Annotated in this window: 14 protein-coding genes; 10 read left to right on the top strand and 4 right to left on the bottom strand. The window is 67.5% G+C overall.

Translation table 11 applies throughout. The features are described from left to right. Window positions 1-31: 31 nt before the first annotated feature. Both O3305_RS06590 and O3305_RS06585 read left to right on the top strand, forming a co-directional pair. Window positions 32-2,857, top strand: coding sequence for a TonB-dependent receptor domain-containing protein (locus tag O3305_RS06590; protein WP_184171240.1), 2,826 nt, complete (start codon window positions 32-34; stop codon window positions 2,855-2,857). A 227-nt stretch (window positions 2,858-3,084) separates the two neighbouring features. Beyond that, window positions 3,085-4,587 (top strand): N-acyl-D-amino-acid deacylase family protein, encoded by a 1,503-nt coding sequence (locus O3305_RS06585; protein WP_269575672.1) that lies wholly within the window; start codon window positions 3,085-3,087, stop codon window positions 4,585-4,587. 183 nt (window positions 4,588-4,770) lie between these two features. On the opposite strand, the gene O3305_RS06580 is transcribed toward O3305_RS06585, so the two are convergent. Both O3305_RS06580 and O3305_RS06575 read right to left on the bottom strand, forming a co-directional pair. Then, entirely contained in the window at window positions 4,771-5,463 is a 693-nt protein-coding gene (locus O3305_RS06580; RefSeq protein WP_269575671.1) for an anti-sigma factor family protein, read from the bottom strand. After that, entirely contained in the window at window positions 5,460-5,945 is a 486-nt protein-coding gene (locus O3305_RS06575; protein WP_269575670.1) for an RNA polymerase sigma factor, read from the bottom strand. Before O3305_RS06575 ends, O3305_RS06580 begins: the two co-directional genes overlap by 4 nt. Window positions 5,946-5,999: 54 nt before the next feature. On the opposite strand from O3305_RS06575, the gene O3305_RS06570 reads away from it, so the two are divergent. The 6 genes from O3305_RS06570 to O3305_RS06545 all read left to right on the top strand — a co-directional run bounded on the left by O3305_RS06570 (window position 6,000) and on the right by O3305_RS06545 (window position 12,554). Continuing rightward, window positions 6,000-7,253 carry a S8 family serine peptidase gene (locus O3305_RS06570; protein WP_269575669.1) on the top strand — a complete coding sequence of 418 codons (1,254 nt, stop codon included), beginning with the start codon at window positions 6,000-6,002 and terminating at the stop codon, window positions 7,251-7,253. A gap of 110 nt (window positions 7,254-7,363) precedes the next feature. Then, window positions 7,364-8,281 (top strand): hypothetical protein, encoded by a 918-nt coding sequence (locus tag O3305_RS06565; RefSeq protein ID WP_269575668.1) that lies wholly within the window; start codon window positions 7,364-7,366, stop codon window positions 8,279-8,281. Window positions 8,282-8,490: 209 nt separating this feature from the next. Further along, window positions 8,491-9,429 (top strand): 5-dehydro-4-deoxyglucarate dehydratase, encoded by a 939-nt coding sequence (gene kdgD, locus O3305_RS06560; RefSeq protein WP_269575667.1) that lies wholly within the window; start codon window positions 8,491-8,493, stop codon window positions 9,427-9,429. 32 nt (window positions 9,430-9,461) lie between these two features. Then, complete coding sequence (locus O3305_RS06555) at window positions 9,462-10,352, top strand: LysR family transcriptional regulator (RefSeq protein ID WP_269575666.1); 891 nt, start codon at window positions 9,462-9,464, stop codon at window positions 10,350-10,352. Continuing rightward, window positions 10,349-11,899 carry a carboxylesterase/lipase family protein gene (locus O3305_RS06550; protein ID WP_269575665.1) on the top strand — a complete coding sequence of 517 codons (1,551 nt, stop codon included), beginning with the start codon at window positions 10,349-10,351 and terminating at the stop codon, window positions 11,897-11,899. Before O3305_RS06555 ends, O3305_RS06550 begins: the two co-directional genes overlap by 4 nt. A gap of 97 nt (window positions 11,900-11,996) precedes the next feature. After that, entirely contained in the window at window positions 11,997-12,554 is a 558-nt protein-coding gene (locus tag O3305_RS06545; protein WP_269575664.1) for a dihydrofolate reductase family protein, read from the top strand. A 118-nt stretch (window positions 12,555-12,672) separates the two neighbouring features. Here O3305_RS06545 and O3305_RS06540 read toward each other — a convergent pair whose 3' ends face one another. After that, window positions 12,673-14,505, bottom strand: a complete 1,833-nt coding sequence (locus O3305_RS06540; RefSeq protein WP_269575663.1) for a DUF8034 domain-containing protein — start codon at window positions 14,503-14,505, stop codon at window positions 12,673-12,675. Continuing rightward, window positions 14,502-15,785, bottom strand: coding sequence for an MFS transporter (locus O3305_RS06535; RefSeq protein WP_269575662.1), 1,284 nt, complete (start codon window positions 15,783-15,785; stop codon window positions 14,502-14,504). Before O3305_RS06535 ends, O3305_RS06540 begins: the two co-directional genes overlap by 4 nt. A 306-nt stretch (window positions 15,786-16,091) precedes the next feature. Here O3305_RS06535 and O3305_RS06530 point away from each other — a divergent pair, with 306 nt between their 5' ends. Beyond that, the gene (locus tag O3305_RS06530; RefSeq protein WP_269575661.1) at window positions 16,092-18,902 is read left to right on the top strand and encodes a TonB-dependent receptor; all 2,811 of its coding nucleotides are present in this window, start codon (window positions 16,092-16,094) and stop codon (window positions 18,900-18,902) included. A 281-nt stretch (window positions 18,903-19,183) separates the two neighbouring features. Next, the gene (locus O3305_RS06525) at window positions 19,184-22,258 is read left to right on the top strand and encodes a TonB-dependent receptor domain-containing protein (RefSeq protein WP_269575660.1); all 3,075 of its coding nucleotides are present in this window, start codon (window positions 19,184-19,186) and stop codon (window positions 22,256-22,258) included. Window positions 22,259-22,364: the final 106 nt, after the last annotated feature.

Genomic DNA, 22,364 nt, shown 5'->3' with positions numbered 1-22,364 from the left:
CGCTCCACCATATTGATCAAGGGGAAGAAACATGACCAGGTCACTGAGAGCCGCTTCGCTGCCCGCGCTGGCAGTCGCGCTGCTGTGGAACGCCGCGGCGTTCGCGCAGGACACCCAGACCCCGCCGGCACCGGCGCCCGAACCCGAAGCCCAATCGGCGGAGATCACCGTCACCGGCACGCGCATCCAGCGCGACGGCTACCAGGCCCCGACGCCGCTCACCGTGATCAATGCGGGCGACATCGAAGCGACCGCCCCGGCCAACGTCGCCGATTTCGTCAACGAGATCCCCTCGCTGGTCGGCAGCGTCACCCCGGCCAACTCGAACCTCAACATCTCGGCCGGCACCGCGGGCGTCAACGCGCTCAACCTGCGCTCGCTCGGCACCGCCCGCACGCTGGTGCTGCTCGACGGCCAGCGCTCGGTCGGCTCGACCGTCACCGGGCTGGTCGACGTCAACACCTTCCCGCAAGGCCTGATCAAGAGCGTCGAGATCGTCACCGGCGGCGCCTCCGCCGCCTATGGCTCGGACGCCGTCTCGGGCGTGGTCAACTTCATCCTCGACAAGGAATATTCGGGCCTGAAGGGCTCGGTCGAATACGGCATCTCGACCTATGGCGACGCGCCCAACTATCGCGCGACGCTGACCGCCGGCACCGGCTTCGCCGGCGGGCGCGGCCATATCCTGCTCAATGGCGAGATCGCGGTGAAGGAAGGCCTGCACGGCGTCCCGCGCGACTGGAACAACAAGGGCTGGTACATGATCAACAACCCCGCCTATGTGGCGGGGAACGGCCAGCCCGAGCGCCTGGTCGTGTCGGGCGCCGGCCTGAGCCAGGCGACGCGCGGCGGCGTCATCCTGAACACCGCGCTGCGCGGCACCCAGTTCGGGCTGGGCGGCGCGGTCAGCCAGTATAATTTCGGCACCAACCGCGATCCCTGGCAGATCGGCGGCGACTGGCAGGCGACCCAGGTCAACGGCTTCCAGTCGCTCGATCCGGAGGAGAACCGCAAGAGCCTGTTCGGCCGCGTCAGCTTCGAGGTCGCCGACTGGCTCAACGTTTTCGGCCAGGCATCCTATGCCAAGTCGGAGAATCTCGGCTGGCTGGGCGTGCAGCTCAACCAGAACAACGTGACGATCCGATCGGACAATGCCTATATCCCGGCTTCGGTCCGCAGCCAGCTCGGCGCGATCACCAGCTTCACGCTGGGCACCAGCAACGCCGACCTGCCGATCCGCAAGAACGACACCGAGCGCGAGCTGCAGCGCTATGTGATCGGCGCGAACGGCAGCTTCCCGCTGTTCGCCGGCACCGCGCGCTGGGACGTCTATTACCAGAAGGGCATCAGCCGCACGCGCGAGATGGCGCGCGACATTACCAACAATGCCCGGCTCGCGCTGGCGCAGGATGCGGTGTTCGCGCCCGCCGGCAACGCGATCGGCGTGCCCGCCGGCACGATCGTCTGCCGCTCGACGCTGACCGCGCCGACCAATGGCTGCGTGCCGCTCAACCGCCTGGGCATCGGCGTCGCCAGCCCCGAGGCGCTCGCCTATGTGCTGGGCAATCCCTATCGCAAGCAGAAGTTCGAGCAGGACGTGGTCGCCGCCAACCTGGCGTTCGATGCGTTCAACCTGCCGGCCGGCGCGGTCTCGGTCTCGATCGGCGGCGAGCATCGCCGCGAGAAGGTCAGCGGTTCGGTGCCCACCGAATTCCAGACCGGCTGGTTCGTCGGCAACTTCCTGCCCAGCTTCGGCAGCTACAGCGTGACCGAAGGCTATGTCGAGCTGGTGGTGCCGGTGATCAAGGGGCTCGACCTGAACGGCGCGGTGCGCGGCACCGACTATTCGACCTCGGGCTATGTCACCACCTGGAAGGCGGGCGTCACCTTCGAGCCGATCCCCGACATCCGCTTCCGCGCCAGCCGATCGCGCGACATCCGCGCGCCTAATCTGGGCGAGCTGTTCACCGCCGGATCGACCCGCATCAACGTGCTGATCGATTCCTCGCAGAACAATGCATCGGTCACCTTCGCGGGCACCACCCGCGGCAACCCGCTGCTCCAGCCGGAAAAGGCCGACCAGTGGGGTGTCGGCGTGGTGCTGCAGCCGACCTTCGTGCCCGGCTTCGCGATGTCGGTCGATTACTACAACATCAAGATCAACGGCGCGATCGGATCGGTTGCCGCCCAGACGATCGTCGATCGCTGCAACGAAGGCATCCAGGCCTTCTGCACCGCCGTGGTGCGCGGGCCGAACTCGTTCGGCAACAGCCTGCAGGTGTATGAGAGCCCGTTCAACTTCGCGGTGCAGAAGGCGCAGGGCATCGACTTCGAAGCTTCGTACCGCACCCGGATCGGCGCCGGCAACTTCACGCTGCGCGGCATGGCGACGCGCTACATCAAGAACTATTTCGACAACGGCATCGATGCGCCGACCGACACGGTGGGCCAGAACGCCCCGGGCGGCACCCCGAAATGGCTCTACCGCGCACAGGCCAGCTATGACGTCGATGATTTCAACCTCACGCTGATCGGGCGCGGGGTGAGCGACGGCGTGTACGACAACAGCTTCGTCGAATGCACCAGCGGCTGTCCGGCCTCGACGGTGACCAACCGCACGATCAACGACAACCGGATCAAGGGCGCCTTCTACATCGATGCCTCGCTGACCCAGGGCTTCAAGATGGGCGGCAAGGAAGTGCAGCTGTTCTTCAACGTCTCCAACCTGCTCGACAAGGATCCGCCGGTGGTGGCGCCGGGACCGGCCGGCAGCGCCTATGCGACGCCGGCGACCAACCAGTCGATCTACGACCTGCTCGGGCGGACCTTCCGCATCGGCGCCCGGTTCAAGATGTGAGAGGGAGGCGCAGCATGACATTCGGCACGCGCCGAGCACCCAGCTGTTCCCCGGCGGAGGCCGGGGCCCAGTTGCAACGTAGTTCGGGAGGTTTGCCCCTCCTCGCCGGGTTCGCCGAAACTGGACCCCGGCCTTCGCCGGGGAACCGGAACTCTGGATATCGGTGGGGCCTGACCGCCCTCGCGCTCCTCGCCAGCACTTCCCCGGCGCTTGCGCAGGACTATGACGTGCTGATCCGGGGCGGCACCGTCTATGACGGCAGCGGCGCGCCGGGCCGGAACGCCGATGTCGCGATCCAGGGCGATCGCATCGTCGCGGTGGGAGCGATCCCCGCTTCGGCGACCGCGAAGACCACCGTCGATGCCCGGGGCAAGATCGTAGCCCCGGGGTTTATCGATCCGCATTCGCACGCGGCGCCCAATATCCAGACGCCCGAGCTCGCGCCGGCATTGCCGATGCTCTACCAGGGCATCACCACCTTGTTCGCCAATCCGGACGGCGGCGGCCCGGCCGACCTGGCGCCGCAGATCAGGGACCTTCGCGCCAACACCCCCGGCGTCAATGTCGCGCTGATGATCGGGCACAATGCCGTGCGCGCCGCGGTGATGGGCAATGTCGATCGCCACGCCACGCCCGAAGAACAGGCGAAGATGGAGGGGCTGGTCACCGCCGCGATGAAGCTCGGTGCGTACGGCTTGTCCGACGGGCCCTTCTATATCCCGGCCAAATATTCGAACACCGCCGAGATCGTCGGGCTGGCAAAGGCCGCCAGCGCCTTCCCGCACGCCTTTTACGAAAGCCATATCCGCGACGAGGGCAATTACGATATCGGCGTGGTCGCGGCGGTCGAGGAAGTCATCACCGTTGCGCGCGAGGCGAAGATCCCCGGCGTCGTCACCCATATCAAGGTGCTCGGCCCCCAGGTCTGGGGCAAGTCGGCCGAGGTGATCGCCCATATCGACAAGGCGCGTGCGGCCGGCGTCCAGGTCTGGGCCGATCAATATCCCTATACCGCCTCGGGCTCGAGCCTGATGGCCTCGCTCGTCCCCGGCTGGGCGCAGGAGGGTGGGGCGGATGCGCTGGCCAAAAGGCTGGAGGATCCGGCGATGCGCGCGAAAATCCGCGCCGAGATGGTGCCCAATCTGGAGCGCCGCGCCGGGCCGCACGCGATCCAGATCCGTGCCTACAAGGCCGATCCCTCGCTCGACGGCAAGCGGCTCGACGAAGTCGGTGCGATCATGAAGCTCGAGCCGCTCGATGCCGCGATCGAGATGCTCAAGAAGGGCGGGGCGCCCACCGTGTCGTTCAACATGAGCGACAAGGATGTCGAGGCGTTCATGCGGCAAGGCTGGACGATGACCTCCACCGATGGCGGGCTGCCGCCCTTCGGCAAGACCGCAGAGCATCCGCGTGCGTACGGCGCCTTCCCCCGCAAGCTGCGCAACTATGTGCTCGACAAGCCGGTGATCCCGATGGCCCAGGCCATCCACGCCGCCACCGGGCTGCCGGCCCAGGTGTTCGACGTGGTCGATCGCGGGGCGCTGCGGAAGGGCGCGTTCGCCGACGTGATCGTCTTCGATCCGAAGACGGTGCGCGACACCGCCACCTATGAGAAGCCGCACGCCTATGCCCAGGGCATGGACTATGTCTTCGTCAACGGCCGGGCGGCGCTGGTGAATGGCAAGCCGGTGGCGGCGCGGTTCGGGCGGATTTTGCTGCGGGGGGAATAGGCAGCTGGATTCCGCTTTACTCCCCTCCCTGTAAGGGAGGGGTCGGGGGTGGGTTGCGACCCCGGCGAAGGCCGGGGGAGCTCAGCCAGCCGGCGGAGACAAAGAAAAGGCCGGGCATCGAGCCCGACCTTTTCTAACCCACCCCTAGCCCCTCCCTTGCAGGGAGGGGAATTTTGTCGCCTCCTACCGCCAGCCGCTTGCCTTCGCCTTCGCCTCGGCGCCGGCGTCGAGCGGGTCGCCCGCCATCATCTCCTGCGCGGCCGCCATCAGTGCGGGATCGGTGCTGCCGGCCTGGGCATAGTCGGTCTTCGCGGCGCTCGCCCCCGCCCTGGTCTGGCGCAGCGCCCAGCCCCGGGTATCGCGGCAGGCGATGCCGTCGGCGGTGGCCGAGGTGAAGACGCGGCAATAGCTGCCCTTGGCGTCGCGGAAGCTTACAGGGACCTGGACCGCGCCGGTATTGGAGGCGAGCTGCTGGTCGAGCGCACCGGCAAGCGTACCGGCGGCGTAGAGCTGGTCGCCGTGCGTCTGCACCACGCCCGGGTCCTGCAGACCGTGGCCGATGAAGAGGCCGAGCACCAGCGATGCCGCGATCGCGCCGCCCCAGCGCGTCCAGCCGGGGATGCGGCGGGCGGGCTTGCGGATCGGCAGCGCGACGACATTGCTATTGCTGCGCAATAGCGCAGCGAGCCGGTCGGGCACGGGCTCCTCCGCCACCGGGGCGAAATGGCCGCTGAGCCGGGCGCGCAGGGCCCGGTGGCGGGCGACTTCCTCGCCCAGCGCCGGGTCGGCGGCGATGGCGCGCTCGACGCGCCTGGCCTCGAGCGGGCTCAGCTCGCCATCGGCATAGGCCATCAGCATTTCGGGATCGATGCTCATGCCGCTTCTCCCAGCTGCGCCATCAATGCCTGTCGCCCGCGGACCAGCCGCGAGGTGAGCGTGCCCATCGGGATGTCGAGCACTTCGGCGGCCTCCTTATAGGCCAGCCCCTCGATCAGCACGAGCGCGACGGCCTCGCGCTGCTCGTCGGGCAGGGTGTGGAGCGCGGCGTCGATCTCGCTTAACGCGACGCGCGCCTCGGCGCCGCCGTCCGCGCCGATACCGAGCCCGGCATCGGGGTCGACAAAGGTCTGCGCGGCGCGGGCGCGGCTGCGCGTGGTGTCGATCCAGCTGTTGCGCATGATCCGGTACATCCAACTGTCCATCCGTGTGCCGGGCTGCCACGATGCGCGCCCGACCAGCGCCTTTTCGAGCGCGACCTGGCACAGATCGTCGGCATCGGCGGCGTCGCGGGCGAGCGCGCGGGCGAACCGCCGCAGACGCGGCAGCAATGCCAGCAGGTCGTCCTCGAAAGCCGCCAATCCCGGTTCCTCTTGTCCGTGGATGAAACGGACGGGGTGCCGCGTTTAATCCACATGATCTTCATTTTGTGCAAGAAGGGCGCGATGCGCGGCAGATGGCTCTGGATCGGGTGGATGGCGCTGGCGGTGCCGGCGCATGCCCAGCTGGCGCCGGGGCTGCCCGCGCTGCCGCTCCCGGCGGGGCAGGTGCTCGACCGGGTCGGGCAGGAGGTGCAGGGCGTGACCGGCGGGGTCGCGCAGCGGCTCGAGGATGTCCGGCGGACGGCGGCGGCGAAGCTGGTGCGCGACAATCCCGATCGCATCGCGCTCGATCCCGACGGTTTCCCTGCGCGTGCGGGAGAAGTGGTGGTCGACGATCCCGATGACGCGCTGATCGCGAGGGCGGTGGCCAAGGGCTATGCGGTGATCGCCCGCGAGGATGTGCTGGGGGTCGGCTATGCCCGGCTGTCGGTGCCGCGCGGGCGTTCGCTGGGCCAGGCGATCCGCGAGCTGCGCAAGCTTGGCGGCAAGGAGGTGAGCGCCGACCAGCTCCATGCGCCGAGCGGGGCGCTGCCGGGTCCCGCCGCGCCGGTCGCGGCGGGGGGCGGGACGGTGGTCGGGGTGATCGACGGCGGCGCGGCGGGAGCGGCGCTGTCCTCGGGCTTCGCGACCGGGGCGCCGCGGGCGAACGACCATGGCACCGCCGTAGCCTCGCTGATCGCCGGTGCGGGAACGGTGCGCGGCGGACTGCCGGGCGCGCGGATCGCCTCGGCCGATGTCTATGGCAGCGATCCGGCCGGCGGCAACGCCACCGCCATCGCCCGGGCGGTCGGCTGGATGGTGCAGAACCGGGTGAGCGTGGTGACGATCAGCCTGGTCGGCCCCGCCAACCCGCTGCTCGGCAAGGTGATCGCGGCGGCGCAGGCGCGCGGCACGGTGATCGTCGCGGCGGTAGGCAACAACGGGCCCGCCGCGCCGCCGGCCTATCCCGCCTCCTATCCCGGCGTGATCGCGGTCACCGGCATCGACGGCAAGGGCCGCGCGCTGATCGAGGCGGGGCGGGCGAGCCATCTCGACTATGCCGCCCCCGGCGCCGACATGCTGGCGATCGGGGCAAACGGCCGCACCATGCGGGTGCGCGGCACGTCGTTCGCCGCGCCCTTCGTCGCCGCGACGATCGCGCGCGTCTACGCAACGCCGGACCCGGGCGGACTGCGCGCCGCGATCGGCAAGGTGGACGCACAGGCACGCGACGCCGGATCGCGGGGGCCGGACAAGCTTTATGGCCGCGGTGTGCTGTGCGAGGCGTGCCGAACGCCCGCACAATGAATTGATTTCGCGCCGAAAAGCAGAAATTCCGAAAAATGTTCACGCTCTCGGGATTAAACCCGAACCGGCCACCGTTCTCCCGATGTCAGTGAATTTTTGGGAGAACGGACATGATCAAGCTTCTCGGCACCAGCGCCTTCCTCGCCATCGCACTCGCGGCGGCTCCGGCTTCGGCGCAGATCCTCGGCGGCGGTGGCGGCCTGGGCGGCGGTCTTGGCGGCGGCCTGGGTGGCGGCGGCCTCAGCGGCAATATCGGCGGCTCGGGCATGGGCACGCTCGGCAGCACGATCGACGCCCCGACGCGTCGCCTGCCCAGCACCAGCGACACCACCAGCAGCCTGCGCGGCTCGTCGCATACCGAAAAGAACGTCAACGCCCGCAAGGGCCGCGTGACGGCTTCGAACGACAGCTCGCTCGACTCCACGGTCGCGAACAGCACCCGGGTCGGCGATCGCACGATCGGCGGCAGCGGCTCGGCCTCGGGCAATGCCGGTGGCCGAGCCGACGCGCAGCTGGTCGGTACCGATGCGGTGCGCGGCACGGCAAGCAATGCCGTGGGCCGCACCCGCGACACGGTGTCCAATGTCCGTGACCGTGCCGGCACCACGACCGACCGCGTCCGCGATACCACGGGCAATGCGGTGAGCCGCACCCGCGACACGGCCGGCAACGCCGTCTCGCGTGCCCGCAATGCCGTGCCCAGCACGGATGGTGTCTCGGCAGCCGCTTCGGGTGCCGCCAATGGTGCGGCTTCGTTCGGAGGCAACACCCTGGCCCTCGCCGGCTCGGCCGCGGCCAATGGCGACGGCGCCTTCCCGGTCTCGGTCGGCATGCCGGTCACCGATGCCAAGGGCAAGCTGATCGGCACCGTCCAGTCGGTGCGCACCGCCGGGCGCGGCAAGGTCGAGCAGGTGCTGGTCAAGGTGAAGGACAAGACCGCCACGCTGCCCGCCGCCAATTTCACCGGTTCGGGCAACGCCCTGGTCTCGGCCATGGGCAAGGGTGAAGTGCAGAAGTCGGCAGACTGACGGGCGGCGGCAGCCCGCCTGGACAGCAGGACTGCTCCGCCCGCGGCGCGTCTGGCCTCCAAGCCAGGCGCGCCGCATCTGCATGTGGATCAAGCCAAGTCTTGCATCGATCCATCGCGGCTTTGGTTTGGACGCGAAGGGGATCACCCAATAGCTAACGATCGAACCCGACCCCCGTCGATGCGACGGGCGGCGATTAGGAGAAGATCGTGACGACCTGGAGCCCGGTTGAAATGGCGCGCAGCCTTGGCGGCGGCCTGTTGTCCTTTCCGGTCACGCATTTCGATGCCGACGGCGCCTTCGTCGAGGATGCGTATCGCGCGCATTGCGCCTGGATGCTCGAGCATGAGCTTACCGGCCTGTTCGCCGCCGGCGGTACCGGCGAGTTCTTCTCGCTGACCCCGGCCGAAGTCATCACCGTCGTGGCGGCTGCCGTGGCCGAGGCCAATGGCAAGCTGCCGGTGATCTCGGGCTGCGGCTATGGCACCGCCATCGCCACCGAGATCGCGCAGGGCGCGGAAAAGGCCGGCGCCGACGGCCTGTTGCTGCTGCCGCCCTATCTGGTCGGCTCGAGCCAGGAAGGCCTGGCCGCGCATATCGAGAAGGTGTGCCGCTCCACCGGGCTCGGCGTGATCGTCTACAACCGCGACAATGCGGTGGTGAACGACGAGACGCTGGCCCGCCTGTGCGAGCGCAATCCCAACCTGGTCGGCTTCAAGGACGGCGTGGGCGACATCGAGCTGATGACCCGCATCTTCGCGCGGATGGGCGACCGGCTCACCTATATCGGCGGGCTGCCTACGGCCGAGACCTTCGCCACGCCGTACCTCACCATGGGCGTCACCACCTATTCCTCGGCGATCTTCAACTTCATGCCGGAATGGGCGCTCGACTTCTATCGCGCCGTCCGCGCCGGCAACCAGGCCGAGGTAATGGCCCAGCTCAAGGCGTTCGTGCTGCCCTATATCGCGCTGCGTAACCGTGGACGCGGCTATGCGGTGTCGATCGTCAAGGCGGGCATGCGCGTCGTCGGGCGCGATGCGGGCCCGGTGCGCACCCCGCTGACCGACCTCACCGCCGCCGAGCATGACGAGCTGCGCGCGCTGGTCGAGGGTGTCTCCGCCAAGTCGGTCGCGCACGCCGCGTGACAGGGAGAAGCCAACTGCGATAGGCTGGGTCCATGTTCGAGCTAAGCCAGCTCCGCTGCTTCGTCGCCGCGGCCGAGGAACTCCATTTCGGCCGCGCGGCGCAGCGGTTGAACATGACCCAGTCGCCGCTCAGCCGGCAGATCCAGCTGCTCGAGCGCATCCTCGGCGTCACCCTGCTCGAGCGGACCAGCCGCCAGGTGAGCCTGACCCCGGCGGGGCAGGTGTTCCTGATCGAGGCGCGGCGCATCGTGCGGCTTGCCGAAAGCGCTTCGCTCTCCGCCCGTCGGGTGGCGCAGGGCGATGCCGGCAAGGTCGCGATCGGCTTCACCGCCGTCTCGGGCTATGGCCTTGTGCCGCACATCGTCGCCAATGCCCGGGCGAGCCTGCCCAATATCGATCTCGACCTGCACGAGATGGTCAGCGGCGACCAGGTCGATGCGCTGCTCACCGGGCTGATCGACATCGGCTTTGTCCGCCCGCCGATCGACCGGCACGAGTTCGAGACGCTGTGCGTGCTGCACGAGCCGCTGGTGGTGGCGCTGCCGCCGGGCGATCCGCGCCAGTCGCGGCCGAGCTTCGAGCTGGCCGACTTCGATGACGAGCCGCTGATCATGTATGCGCGGCAGGGCGCGGGCTATTTCCACAACATGCTGGTGCGGCTGTTCGACGATGCCGGCGTCTCGCCGCTTTATGTGCAGCACGTCACCCAGATCCATTCGATGCTCGGGCTGGTCCATGCCGGGCTGGCGGCGGCCTTGGTGCCGCAATCGGCATCGGGGCTGCACCTGATGGACGTCCAGTTCCGCGCGCTGCGCACCGATCCGGAGAACCCGGTCGAGCTCCACATGGCCTGGCGCCGCGACAACGCCAATCCGGCGCTCGAGCCGATGCGCCGGCTCTGCGCCCAGACGGCGGGCGCGTGATAGACCGGCGCGGCGTGGTGCTGGGCGGGGCGTTGCTGCTGCCCGCCGGCGCGGCATTGGGCAGGGCGAAGGGCGATCCGGTCGCCAGCACCCGCCATGGCCGGGTGCGCGGGACGAACGAACAGGGCGTGCTGGTGTTCAAGGGCGTGCGCTACGGTGCCGATACCAGCAGCCGCCGCTTCCAGCGCGCGCTGCAGCCGGTGGCGTGGAAGGGCGTGGCCGACGCCACGCGCTATGGCTTGTCCGCGCCGCAGACCAGGGCCGAGGAGCCGACCGGCGAAGACTGCCTGTTCCTCAATATCTGGACGCCCGCGCTCGATGCCGGGAAGCGCCCGGTTATGGTCTACCTCCATGGCGGCGCGCATGCGCACGGATCGGGATCGGACCCGCTCTATGACGGCAGCCATCTCGTCCGCCGGGGCGATGTGGTGGTGGTCACGCTCAACCACCGGCTGGCGGCATTGGGCTATGCCTATCTCGCGCAGCTCGGCGGACCGGCGGAATCGGGCAATGTCGGCAATCTCGACATCGTGCTCGCGCTGCAATGGCTGCGCGACAATATCGCGGGCTTCGGCGGCGATCCCTCGCGCGTCATGATCTTCGGCCAGTCGGGCGGCGGCGCCAAGGTGGTGACGCTGATGGCGATGCCCGAGGCGCGCCCGCTCTTCCACCGCGCCGCGACGATGAGCGGCCAGCATGTCACCGCCGCGGGGCCGATGCACGCCACCGCGCGGGCCAGGGCCTGGATGGCGAAGGCGGGCGCCGCCGATGTCGGTGCACTGGCGACGCTGCCGGTCGAAAAGCTGGTCGGGGCGATGGGCATGACCGATCCGCTGGAGGGGAAGGGCGAGATCAGCTTCACCTCCACGCTCGATCACGGCGTGCTGCCGCGCCATCCCTTCGTGCCTGATGCCCCGCGCGAGGCGGCGCATATTCCGCTGATCGTCGGTAACACGCATGACGAGACCGGCTTCTGGCTGGGCGAAGTGCTGAAGCGCGGCGATACCAGCTGGGATAATCTGACCGAGCGCGTCGCGGCGCAGATCACCAAGGACGTCGCGCCCGATTGGGTGGTGCAGCGTTACCGCGAGATCTATCCGGAGAAGACGCCCGGCCAGATCCTGCTGGCGGCAAGCACGGCGGGGCGTTCCTGGCCCGGCCATCTGATCCAGGCCGAGGAGCGCGCGAAGATCGGCGCGCCGACCTGGATGTACCAGCTCGACTTCCCGTCGCCCGAGGCGGGCGGGGTGCTCGGCGCCTTCCATACGCTCGATATCCCGCTGGTGTTCGACAATACCGGCGCCAGGGGCGCGCGCGCCGGCGACGGGCCCGAGGCGCGGCGGCTGGCGGGGCGGATGGCGGACGTCTTCATCGCCTTTGCCCGCACCGGCGATCCGAATTGCGCTGGCATCCCGGCCTGGCCGCGGTTCGAGCTGGAAAAGCGACCGACGATGGTTTTCGATGTGGATACGCGCGTGGTGGACGATCCGCGTCGCGAGGAGCGGCTGCTCTGGTCGGTCGCGCCCTATATCAAGCCGGGCGGTTAGGCTGGCTGTTCCCCGGCGAAAGCCGGGGTCCGGGGTTTCTCCATCGTCTCGCTTGTGGCCCTGGGCCCCGGCTTCCGCCGGGGAACCGGAAGTGTGTATGGATACCCTTCCGAAGGAGATCGCCATGGCCAGGCTCGTCTACGCCCTGAACCAGTCGCTCGACGGCTATGTCGATCACATGGCGTTCGCGCCCGACGAGATCGTCTTCCGGCACTTCATCGAGGATGTGCGGAGCCTGACCGGCAGCATCTATGGCCGCCGCATGTATGAAATCATGCGCTACTGGGACGACGAGCATCCCGAATGGGACGCGGCCCGGCGCGACTATGCCGAGGCGTGGCGGGCGATGCCGAAATGGGTGGCGTCGCGCTCGCTGGAATCGGTCGGGCCCAATGCCATGCTGCTTGGAGATGACCTTGCGGCGGCGGTGCGGGAATTGAAGGCGGGGCGGGACGGGGTGATCGAAGTCTCGGGCACGATCCTGGCGCAGAGCCTGACCGAGCTGGGGCTGATCGACGAGTATCGTATCTATCTGCACCCGGTCGTGCTGGGCGGCGGCAAGCCCTATTTCGCGGGGCCACGGCCCAGGCTGCGGCTGGTGGCGGACGAGCGGATCGGTCCGGATGTGATCCGGCTGACCTACGTGCCGGCGTAGCTGGGGCCGTCATTCCACTTTCGGTTCCCCGGCGGAAGCCGGGGCCCAGGGTTTCTCTGCTGTCTCGCTCGTGACCCTGGGCCCCGGCTTCCGCCGGGGAGCATCCAGCTTGTGAAACCTACCGTCCCCACGGAAACGCCAGGGTCGGCCGGTTCGCGAACCGCCGCATCGCCAGGCGCAGCCGCGTGCCGCAGCCCGGCTCCAGCCGCAGGGTGAAGTCCGGGCGGCCGATCCGCGTCTCGATGCCGTCGATCACGACGCTCTCGATCCGATGCTCGGCCCAGGCGCCGCCCTGCACGATCACATTGCGCGGCGCCTCGCCGAGATTGACCAGGGTCACCTCCGCCGAGCTTTCGCCCAGCGCATGGACCAAGGCCGCGACCTCCTCGGGCACGCCGGCGCGGCGCTTGTCCGCGTCGAAATAGCGCAGCCGGCAATGGAGCGGCACGCCGCCCTGGTTGGGCGAGGTCGGCGACCAGGGCGGGCGGCCGATGTGCAGCCCGCCGGTCATCAGCTGGATCAGGCTGGTGATGCTGGCCGGGGTGATGTCGAGCGGCCAGTCGGCCAGCCGCGTTTCGGGTGTGGTCGGGTCCTCGGCCTGCGCCTTCTCCCGCGCGGCGATCCGGTCGAGATCCGCCTGCATCGCCTTCAACGGATAGCCGGGATTGGCGCCCTCGAGGAACGAGACCCAGGGGTGCTCGCCCGCCGCCGCGCGGTCCTTCGGATCCTGGGTGAAATACCAGATCTCGAAGCCGTTGCTGCGATAGGGGCCGGGCTTCCAGCCATACCAGCCCTGCGCGCCGTACATGGTCGGCGCCTCGAACTTCCCGTCGCGTTGCCGCCCGGCCTCGTTGATCCGCGCGTTCTGGCGGCGCCACAGCTCGACATAGGAGAGGTCGCCGGTCAGCACCGTGCCGTTGAAGAAGGCGGTGATCGAGCGGGGCACGCGGTTGCGGTCCTCGCGCTTGCCGGTTTGCGGGACGACCGGCGAGAAGCCCCAGCCATAGGTGCCGCGCCACCAGTTCGCGCCGACCTTGCCGTCGAGCCCGACATGGCTGGGCAGGATGTCGTTGTTGGCCTTGGCGCGGTCGACCCAGGCGTCGAGATAGTCGAGCGCCCAGCGCCGATAGCGTTCGCCCCCGCCCAGCGCATAGGCGTTGAGCCCTAGCGTGGTCGCCTGGAGGTTGAGCGGGTTGTCGCCGACCACGTCGCCATATTCGGCATAATGGTCGAGCGTCTGCTGGTACGTCGTCTCGCCATGCTCCATGTGGAAGCGCTCGCCTGCCTCGAACGGGTCGCCGGCCCAGTCGAGCGGGGTCGCCTCGCGCAGCATCGGGCCGCGGCTGCCGTTCATCATGCTGCGTATGATCCGGCGCTCGGGATCGTAGTTCCGCACCGTCGGGTCGCGGCCGGTGTAGAAATCGGCGTAGCGCATCGTCCGCGCCAGCAGCTTGCGGTCGCGCGGGATCGACAGGCCCATCACGTTGAAGCTGGTGAGGCCCTCGCTGTTGTGCTGCCAGTCCATCTGGACCGGGAACTCGCGGTGATACATGCCCTGCCGCGCGATTGGCACCTCCAGGGTGCGGGCGGCGGTGTACTGCTTGAGGTGCCCCTCCCAGAAGCGCTGGGCGAGGGTGAGGATGCGGTCCGAACCGCCGAGCGCGTGAAGCACCAGCCAGTCATTGGTCGCCTCGGCCGCGTCGTCGGGGCCGTCATTGGCGCCCCAGCGCTCGAACACCTTCAGCCAGCCGCGCGCGTCGACATATTTGGTGTAGAAAGCCTCGCAGGCGGCGGCGTTGCGGGCTAGCAGCCTGCGCTGCAGCACCGCCCAGTCGGGTGCGGGCATCTCCGTTCTGGCGACCAGCCGGGCAGGCGCGGCATGGGCGGTGGCGGGCAGGGCGACCGCGCCGGCGGCGCCCTGAAGCAGGAACTGGCGGCGATCGACGGTCATGCGGCGATCTCCACGCGGCGGATCGGGCCGGCGATGACGAGGAAGGCGAAGATCGTCAGCAGGCAGTGCGCGCCGACGAAGACCAGCGCGAGGTCGAACGATCCGGTGCCCGCGACGATATAGCCGACCACGATCGGGGTCACGATCCCGGCGATGTTGCCGAACATGTTGAACACGCCGCCCGAGAGCCCGGCGAGCTTCTTGGGCGCGACATCGGCCATCACCGCCCAGCCGAGCGAGGCGACGCCTTTGCCGAAGAAGGCGACCGACATCAGTGTGACGACCAGCCATTCCTGCTGCACCCAGACACAGGCGATGATCGCGGTGGCGAGCAGCATGCCGATGGTCAGCGGCGCCTTGCGCGCCCAGTCGAGCGAGCCGGTGCGCTTGAGAATGCGATCGGAGATGAAGCCGCCGGCGAGCCCGCCGACAAAGCCGAACAGGGCGGGCGCGGCGGCGGCGAAGCCCGCCTCCATGATGTTCAGCCCGCGCTCCTTGACCAGGTAGATCGGGAACCAGGTGACGAAGAAATAGGTCAGCACGTTGATGCAATACTGCCCCAGATAGATGCCCAGCATCATCCGGTTGGCGATCAGCTTGCGGACATTGGCCCATTCGAACGCCGCCGAGGATCCTGCCTGGTCCTCCATATGGATCAGCCCGCCACCGGCCTCGATCTCGTCGAGCTCGGCGCGGTTGATCGAGGGGTGCTTCGCCGGGCTGTGGATGAAGCGGAGGAAGGCAAGGGTGGCGAGCAGGCCGAGCCCGCCCATCGTCCAGAATACCGAACGCCAGCCGAAGCTGTGCGCCAGCCAGCCCATCAGCGGCACGAAGGCGACGATCGAGAAATATTGCGCCGAATTGAAGATCGCGGAGGCGGTGCCGCGCTCGGCGGCGGGAAACCAGGCGGCGACCAGCCGGGCATTGCCCGGGAAGGACGGCGCCTCGGCCAGACCGACCAGGAAGCGCAGCGCGAACAGCATCACCGTGGCCGAGAGGATCGGGATCAGCCCGGCAAAGCCCTGGCTGAAGGTGAAGAGCGACCAGAGCGCGATCGCGCCGGCATAGACGCGCTTGGTGCCGAACTTGTCGAGCAGCAGCCCGCCCGGGATCTGCGACAGCGCATAGGCCCATGCGAAGGCGGAGAGGATATAGCCGGTCTGCACCGGCGTGAGGCCCAGCTCGCCGGCGGCGGCATTGCCCGCGATCGAGAAGGTTGCGCGATCGGCATAGTTGACGCTGGTGATCACGAAGATCAGCGCAATGATTGCATAGCGCACTCGCGTGGGCCGGACGGCCTGCTCGGACAAATCTCTCTCCATGGGTAGCGCGCCTGTTGCCGACGCTTCGCGATCCTTGAGGCGTACCGGGGGAAGGGGGCGCGGTCCAAGCCAAAATGGGGAATGATCCAGTCCCGCCTTGGCTGGATCGCTGGGGTTCATGGCTGGATCATTGCCGATCAGTGCAAGAAGCGCATCGATCCATGTTCGATTGAGGTTGGCTTGTCGCGGCGGTTCTTCGCTAACCAGCCTGCAATCAAATCCGCTCGGCAAAGAAGCGGACACATTATGGGAGAGACAGAAGGCATGTCCCGCACTCGAATCCTGAAATCCGTCCTTGCCCTGTCCAGCGCGGCAGCGGTGCTCGCCGCGGCGAGCGCCCATGCACAGGATGCAGCCGCTGCCGCCGATCCGGCGCCGCAGACCGCCGCGCCCGAGCAGGACGATGGTCCTTCCAACGAGATCGTCGTCAAGGGCTTCCGCGCCAGCCTCAACAACGCGCTCAACATGAAGCGCAACGAGACCGCGACGATCGACGCGATCAAGGCCGAGGACGTCGCCGAATTCCCCGACCTCAACCTGGCGGAATCGCTACAGCGCATCCCGGGCGTGGCGATCAGCCGCGTCAATGGCGAGGGCCGCAACATCTCGATCCGCGGCCTCGGCCCGGAATATAGCCGCGTCCGCATCAACGGCATGGAAGCGATCGGCACCACCGGCGGCACCGACAATTCGGGTGGCGTGAACCGCGGCCGCGGCTTCGACTTCAACATCTTCTCGTCGGACCTGTTCAACAGCCTGGCGGTGCGCAAGACCGCCACTGCCGATGTCGAGGAAGGTTCGCTCGGCGGCACCGTCGACCTGCAGACCGCGCGCCCGTTCGACTATCGCAAGCCCACCGCGGTGGTGCAGGCGGCGGCGAGCTACAATGACCTTGCCCGCAAGGCCAAGCCGCGCGTCTCGACGCTGCTCACCACCAGCACCGCCGATGGCCGCTTCGGCGTGCTGCTCTCGGTCGCCTATGAAGAGCGTGCGCTGGTCGAGGAAGGCGCCAATATCACGCGCTGGACCTATGGCGGCTTCAACGGCGGTTTCGCGCCGACCTCGACGATCGCCGGCAAGACCATCGCCCAGATCAACGACACCAATCCGGCCACCGCGCTCTATCACCCGCGTATCCCGGGCCTGGTGAGCTATGCGATCGACCAGAAGCGCCTGGGCGCCGCGCTCGGCGTGCAGTTCCGACCGACCGAGAAGACGCTGATCTCGATCGACGGCCTCTATTCGCGGCTCGACGGCACCCGCCAGGAATCGCAGTTCCAGGCGATCAGCTTCAGCCGCTCGGGCACCGGCAAGCCGCAGACGATCATCCGTTCGGGCACCGTCGATGCGAACAACAACATCATCAGCGGCACGTTCGATAACGTCGATCTGCGCAGCCAGGCCCGCTACGACAAGCTCACCACCGATTTCTACCAGCTCACTGGCACGCTCGATCAGAAGATCGGGGAGTCGCTGAAGTTCGGCGCGATCGTCGGCTATTCGAGCTCGCAGTTCCGCAACCCGATCCAGACCACGGTGACGATCGACGCGGCCAACACCAACGGCTTCTTCTACGACTTCTCGACGCGCTTCCCGACGATCCGCCCGGGCGTGGACATCGCCAACGTCGCGAACTTCGCCTTCACCAACGGCACGTCGGAAGTGCGCATCCGGCCGCAGACCGTCGACAACAGCTTCACCAACGCCAAGGGCTTCCTGGAATGGACGACCTCGCCCGAGCTCAAGCTCAAGGCGGGCGTGGACTGGCGCCGGTTCGAATACAGCTCGACCGAGCAGCGCCGCCTGTCGGGCGAGACGGTGGTGACCACGCTCACCGCGGCCCAGCTCGCGCCGCTGACCAACGTGTTCTCGGGCTTTGGCCGCGGGCTCACCATCCCCTCGGGCACGCCGACGTCGTGGGTCGTGCCGAACCTCGAAGCGTTCCAGGCCTATCTCAACACCTACAGCAACCCGACCTACGCCACCGGCGGCGTCGAGAACGCGACGGCGCGCGGCTCGTTCGTCACGGTGCGCGAGGAGGATCTGGGCGCCTGGGGCATGGCGGAGTTCAACCTCGCCAATGCCGGCCTGCCGGTCCGCGGCGATGTCGGCCTGCGCTATGTGAAGACCGACCAGTTCTCGACCGGCTATGCCAGCCAGGGCACCGCGATCAACCTGGTCAGCGCGGATCGCAGCTATGAGAACTGGCTGCCCTCGGCCAACCTCGTCTTCGACGTGACCGACAATCTGATGGTCCGCTTCGCAGCGGCCAAGACGATCGCCCGCGCCGGCATCGGTTCGCTCACCCCGGGCGGCAACCTCAACGTCTCGGGCGGCAACCGCACCTTCAGCTCGGGCAATCCGGACCTGAAGCCGACCAAGTCGACCAATCTCGACGCCTCGATCGAATGGTACCCGACGCGCGGCGCGATCTACGCGGTCTCTGCCTTCCAGAAGGACATCGGCACCTTCGTCCAGACGCTGAGCACCACCGTGCCCTATAGCAGCCTGGGCCTGCCCAACTCGCTGCTCAACGGCACCACCGCAAGCCCGACCGACGCGTTCATCGTCAGCCAGCCGGTCAATTCGAAGGGCGGCTTGCTGCGCGGCTTCGAAGTGAACGTGCAGCAACCCTTCAGCTTCCTGCCGGGCTTCCTGAGCAACTTCGGCGTGCTGGCCAACTACACCTATGTCAGCTCGGACATCGAGTATCTGACCTCGGCCAATGGCGCGACCACGGTGAAGGCGCCGCTGCTCGGCCTGTCCAAGCACGCCGCAAACGGCACGCTCTATTACGAGACCAAGAAGTTCGCGATCCGCGGCTCGGTCGCCTATCGCTCCAAGTATCTGACCGCCGTGCCGGGCACCGAAGGTAACTCGTACAACGGCACCAACTCGACCACGAACATCGACGCGCAGATCTCGTACAACGTCACCGAGAACTTCAAGCTCAGCCTCGAGGGGATCAACCTCACCGATGCGCTGAACGACCAGTTCGTGGACGTGAGCAACCGCCTGAACGTGCTCACGCACAGCGGGCGCCAGTTTGTCCTGGGTGCCCGGCTGGCCTTCTAACGCCTCCAAGTCCAGCCATCCCTCCACCCCAGGAACGGGGCCAGCCAACCCCCTTGGCTGGCCCCCTTTTTTGTCTGCCCGGCAGCACAATGTCCGCCCGGTTCGGCGACACGCCGGGGACGGGAAGGGGCAATCATCCAGCAACATTTTGCTACCTGGAACCGGTTACACGTGCTACCGCAAAGGCGATCGGTCCCGACGACTCGTCGAAATCTACGCAAAATGCGGGATTTCCGGCGAGGCTGCAGAAGCGGGCCGATCGGACAAAGGGGAGGAAATTCATGTCCGACAGGGTGAATGAACGCGCGCGCGTGCGCCGCAGCCGCGTGATGGAAGTCGCAGCAGCATTGATGCTTGGCGTGTCGCTGACCGCCGTCGCGGTAGCGCCCGCGCATGCACAGGAATCCGATGCGTCGCTGCGCGGAACGGTGACGATGCCGGCCGGCACCACCGCCACGCAGATCGTCGCGGTGGAAGTGAACACCGGCTATCGCCGCACTTCGGAGGTCCGTCCCGACGGCGGGTACGTGTTCGCTTCGCTGCGTCCCGGGCTTTATCGGCTCGAAATTGTAACCGGTTCCGGCACGCGCAACACCGATGAGTTCCGGCTCTCCGTGGCGCAGAACGCGCAGCTCGACTTCAACTTCGCGGGCGAGGATGCCGGTGCCAGCGGCGCGATCGTCGTCACCGGCAGCAAGATGCGCTCGATGGAGGGCGGCGAAGTCGGCGTGAACATCTCGACGCGCCTGATCGAGCAGCTGCCGCAGAACAACCGCAACTTCCTGGCCTTTGCCGATCTCGCGCCGGGCGTGCAGTTCGTCACCGGCGCCAATGGCGCGTCGCGTCTGCAGGGCGGCGCGCAGGACAGCCGCACGGTCAACATCTTCATCGATGGCGTCGGCCAGAAGGACTATGTCCTCAAGAACGGCGTGACCGGCCAAGATTCCAGCCAAGGCAATCCCTTCCCGCAGCTCGCGGTGGGCGAGTACCGGGTAATCAGCTCCAACTACAAGGCGGAGTTCGACCAGGTCAGCTCGGTGGCGATCACCGCGGTCACCAAGTCGGGTACCAACGAGTTCCACGGCGAGGCGTTCGTCGATTATACCGACCAGTCGCTGCGCGCGAAGACCCCGACCGAGGAGCGGAGCCCTACCGGCAAGGCCCGCACCCGCGACTTCCAGTTCGGCGGCGCGCTCGGCGGCCCGATCATCAAGGACCTGATGCACTTCTTCGTGACCTACGAAGGCAAGCGCCAGCAGGTCCCGGTCGACATCTTCCCGGGCAGCGCGAACAACACCGCCAATATTCCGGCGGCGTTCCAGAGCCAGTTCGGCTCGACCAACCGGACGTTCAACGAAGACCTGTATTTCGGCAAGATCGACCTGGTGCCGTCGACCGCCGACCTGTTCGAGCTGTCGCTCAAGGTCCGCAAGGAAACCGGCGAGGGCATCAACAGCGGCTCGAACCTGCGCAGCAACTCGATCGACACGGTGGTCAACGAGTATCGCGGCCTGGCGCGCTGGGAGCATACCGGCAGCAACTGGGTCAACGACCTCAAGCTGACCTATGAATATGCGCAATGGGCGCCGACGCCGCGCGTGTTCGAGAATTCCTTCGTCTTCCAGGACGCGAACAACGCCCAGATCTTCCGCACCGGCGGCGGCGCGAACTACCAGGACAAGGGCCAGAAGGGCTGGGGCGCGCAGAACGACTTCACCTTCACCGGCATCTCGGGCCACACCTTCAAGGCGGGCGTGAAGGCCAAGTGGGTGAGCCTCAAGTCGCTGCAGCTTAACAACTACAACCCGGTCTATTTCTACAACACCCAGTATAATGGCGCGACCTGGAACGACGCGACCCCGTACCGGGTGCAGTTCGGCTATGACTCGGGGCTGGGCGGCGATCCGACGGTGAAGTCGGACAATTTCCAGTTCGGCGCCTATATCCAGGACGATTGGGAAGTCACCTCGCGGCTGACGCTCAACCTCGGCCTGCGCTGGGATTACGACCGCACCCCGGCCTATGTGAACTTCGTCACCTCGGCCTCGTCGCTGGCAGCGGTTTCGCCGACCAACTATCCGAACCTGAACAACGCCGACTACAAGATCGCCGACTACATCTCGAACGGGAAGAACCGGAAGACCTTCAAGGGCGCCTGGCAGCCGCGCATCGGCTTCAGCTACAATTTCGATGCCGAGAAGCGCTACACGCTGTTCGGCGGGTTCGGCCGTTCCTACGACCGCAACCAGTTCGACTTCGTCCAGCAGGAAACCCAGGTCGGCTCCTATTCCACCCGTACCTTCAACTTCCTGGTGCCGGGCGACACGCGCAACAATTGCGCGCCGAGCTCGACCTGCGTGGCGTGGAACGCCAATTATCTGACGGCGCAGGGCAGGGCGCAGCTGGTCAGCTCGGTCGGCGCGCTGGGCGGCTCGGAGCTGCGCTTCCTCAAGAACGACCTGAAGGTGCCCTATTCTGACCAGTTCAGCCTCGGCCTGCGCGGCCGCGTGCTGCCGCTGTTCGAGGCGGAGTTGGGCTACAGCCATGTCGAGAGCCATGACGGCTTCGTCTGGCTGCTCGGCAACCGCCGTCCGGACGGCACCTTCTTCGCGCCCACCGGCAACCAGAGCTCGCCCTTCGGCAACGCCCCTCCGGGCCGCGGCTCGATCATCCTGGGCGACAACGGGCTCGAGACCAAGGCGGACTCGGTCTATGTGAAGCTGACCAAGAGCTATTCGGCCAGCTCGCCCTGGAGCCTCAACGCCACCTATACCTATACGGATGCGGTGGAGAACCGGCAGTTCGGCGAGACCTTCTCGCTCGATTACCCGTCGATCAAGGACTATCCGGTGCTCGCCTCGGCCGGCGTGCCGCGGCACCGCTTCGTCGCGGCCGGCAGTGTCGATGCGCCGCTGGGCTTCACCTTCTCGGGCAAGGTGACCCTGTCCTCGGCGCCGTTCGTGAAGGGCTTCTACAACGACACCGCCGGCATCCGCCACATCGCGGTGATCGAGGGCAACAACAAGCAGCCCTTCATCCTCGGCGACCTGTGGGCGCTGCGCCAGGTCGATCTGGCGGCGACCAAGTACATCAAGCTCGGCTTCCTCGGCAATTCGCGGGTCCGGCTGCGCGTCGATGTGCTCAACGTGCTCAACGAGAACAACTACACCACCTATAACAGCAACTTCACCGACACCAATCCGGCGCCGCTGTTCAACCGCGACAACAAGGTGGTCGGCGTAGTCAATGCAGCCGGCAACCCGGTCGACAATGGCCGGTTCGGCGACCTGAGCGGCTTCAGCGTCGGCGGCAATCCGCCGCGGACGTTCAAGTTCTCGGCCGGGTTCAGCTTCTGATCCTGGCTATCTGGCCGCCGCGGGGCTGTCCCGTGGCGGCCATACCTACCGACGTATAAGGACCGTCCCGCGACGCCGGGTGTTACGCCCTTGCCGATACCAGCAA

The sequence above is a fragment of the Sphingomonas sp. NIBR02145 genome (assembly GCF_027359115.1).
GTDB classification, from domain to species: Bacteria; Pseudomonadota; Alphaproteobacteria; order Sphingomonadales; family Sphingomonadaceae; genus Sphingomonas; species Sphingomonas kyeonggiensis_A.
Note: the sequence above shows the minus strand (reverse complement) of the source record. Positions and strands in the feature narration are given on the sequence as shown.

Coding starts and splice junctions, on each gene's coding strand:
- O3305_RS06590 (WP_184171240.1), top strand. CDS start 32: ATGACCAGGTCACTGAGAGCCGCTTCGCTGCCCGCGCTGGCAGTCGCG.
- O3305_RS06580 (WP_269575671.1), bottom strand. CDS start 5,463: ATGAGCATCGATCCCGAAATGCTGATGGCCTATGCCGATGGCGAGCTG.
- O3305_RS06570 (WP_269575669.1), top strand. CDS start 6,000: ATGATCTTCATTTTGTGCAAGAAGGGCGCGATGCGCGGCAGATGGCTC.
- O3305_RS06565 (WP_269575668.1), top strand. CDS start 7,364: ATGATCAAGCTTCTCGGCACCAGCGCCTTCCTCGCCATCGCACTCGCG.
- O3305_RS06555 (WP_269575666.1), top strand. CDS start 9,462: ATGTTCGAGCTAAGCCAGCTCCGCTGCTTCGTCGCCGCGGCCGAGGAA.
- O3305_RS06545 (WP_269575664.1), top strand. CDS start 11,997: ATGGATACCCTTCCGAAGGAGATCGCCATGGCCAGGCTCGTCTACGCC.
- O3305_RS06540 (WP_269575663.1), bottom strand. CDS start 14,505: ATGACCGTCGATCGCCGCCAGTTCCTGCTTCAGGGCGCCGCCGGCGCG.
- O3305_RS06530 (WP_269575661.1), top strand. CDS start 16,092: ATGTCCCGCACTCGAATCCTGAAATCCGTCCTTGCCCTGTCCAGCGCG.
- O3305_RS06525 (WP_269575660.1), top strand. CDS start 19,184: ATGTCCGACAGGGTGAATGAACGCGCGCGCGTGCGCCGCAGCCGCGTG.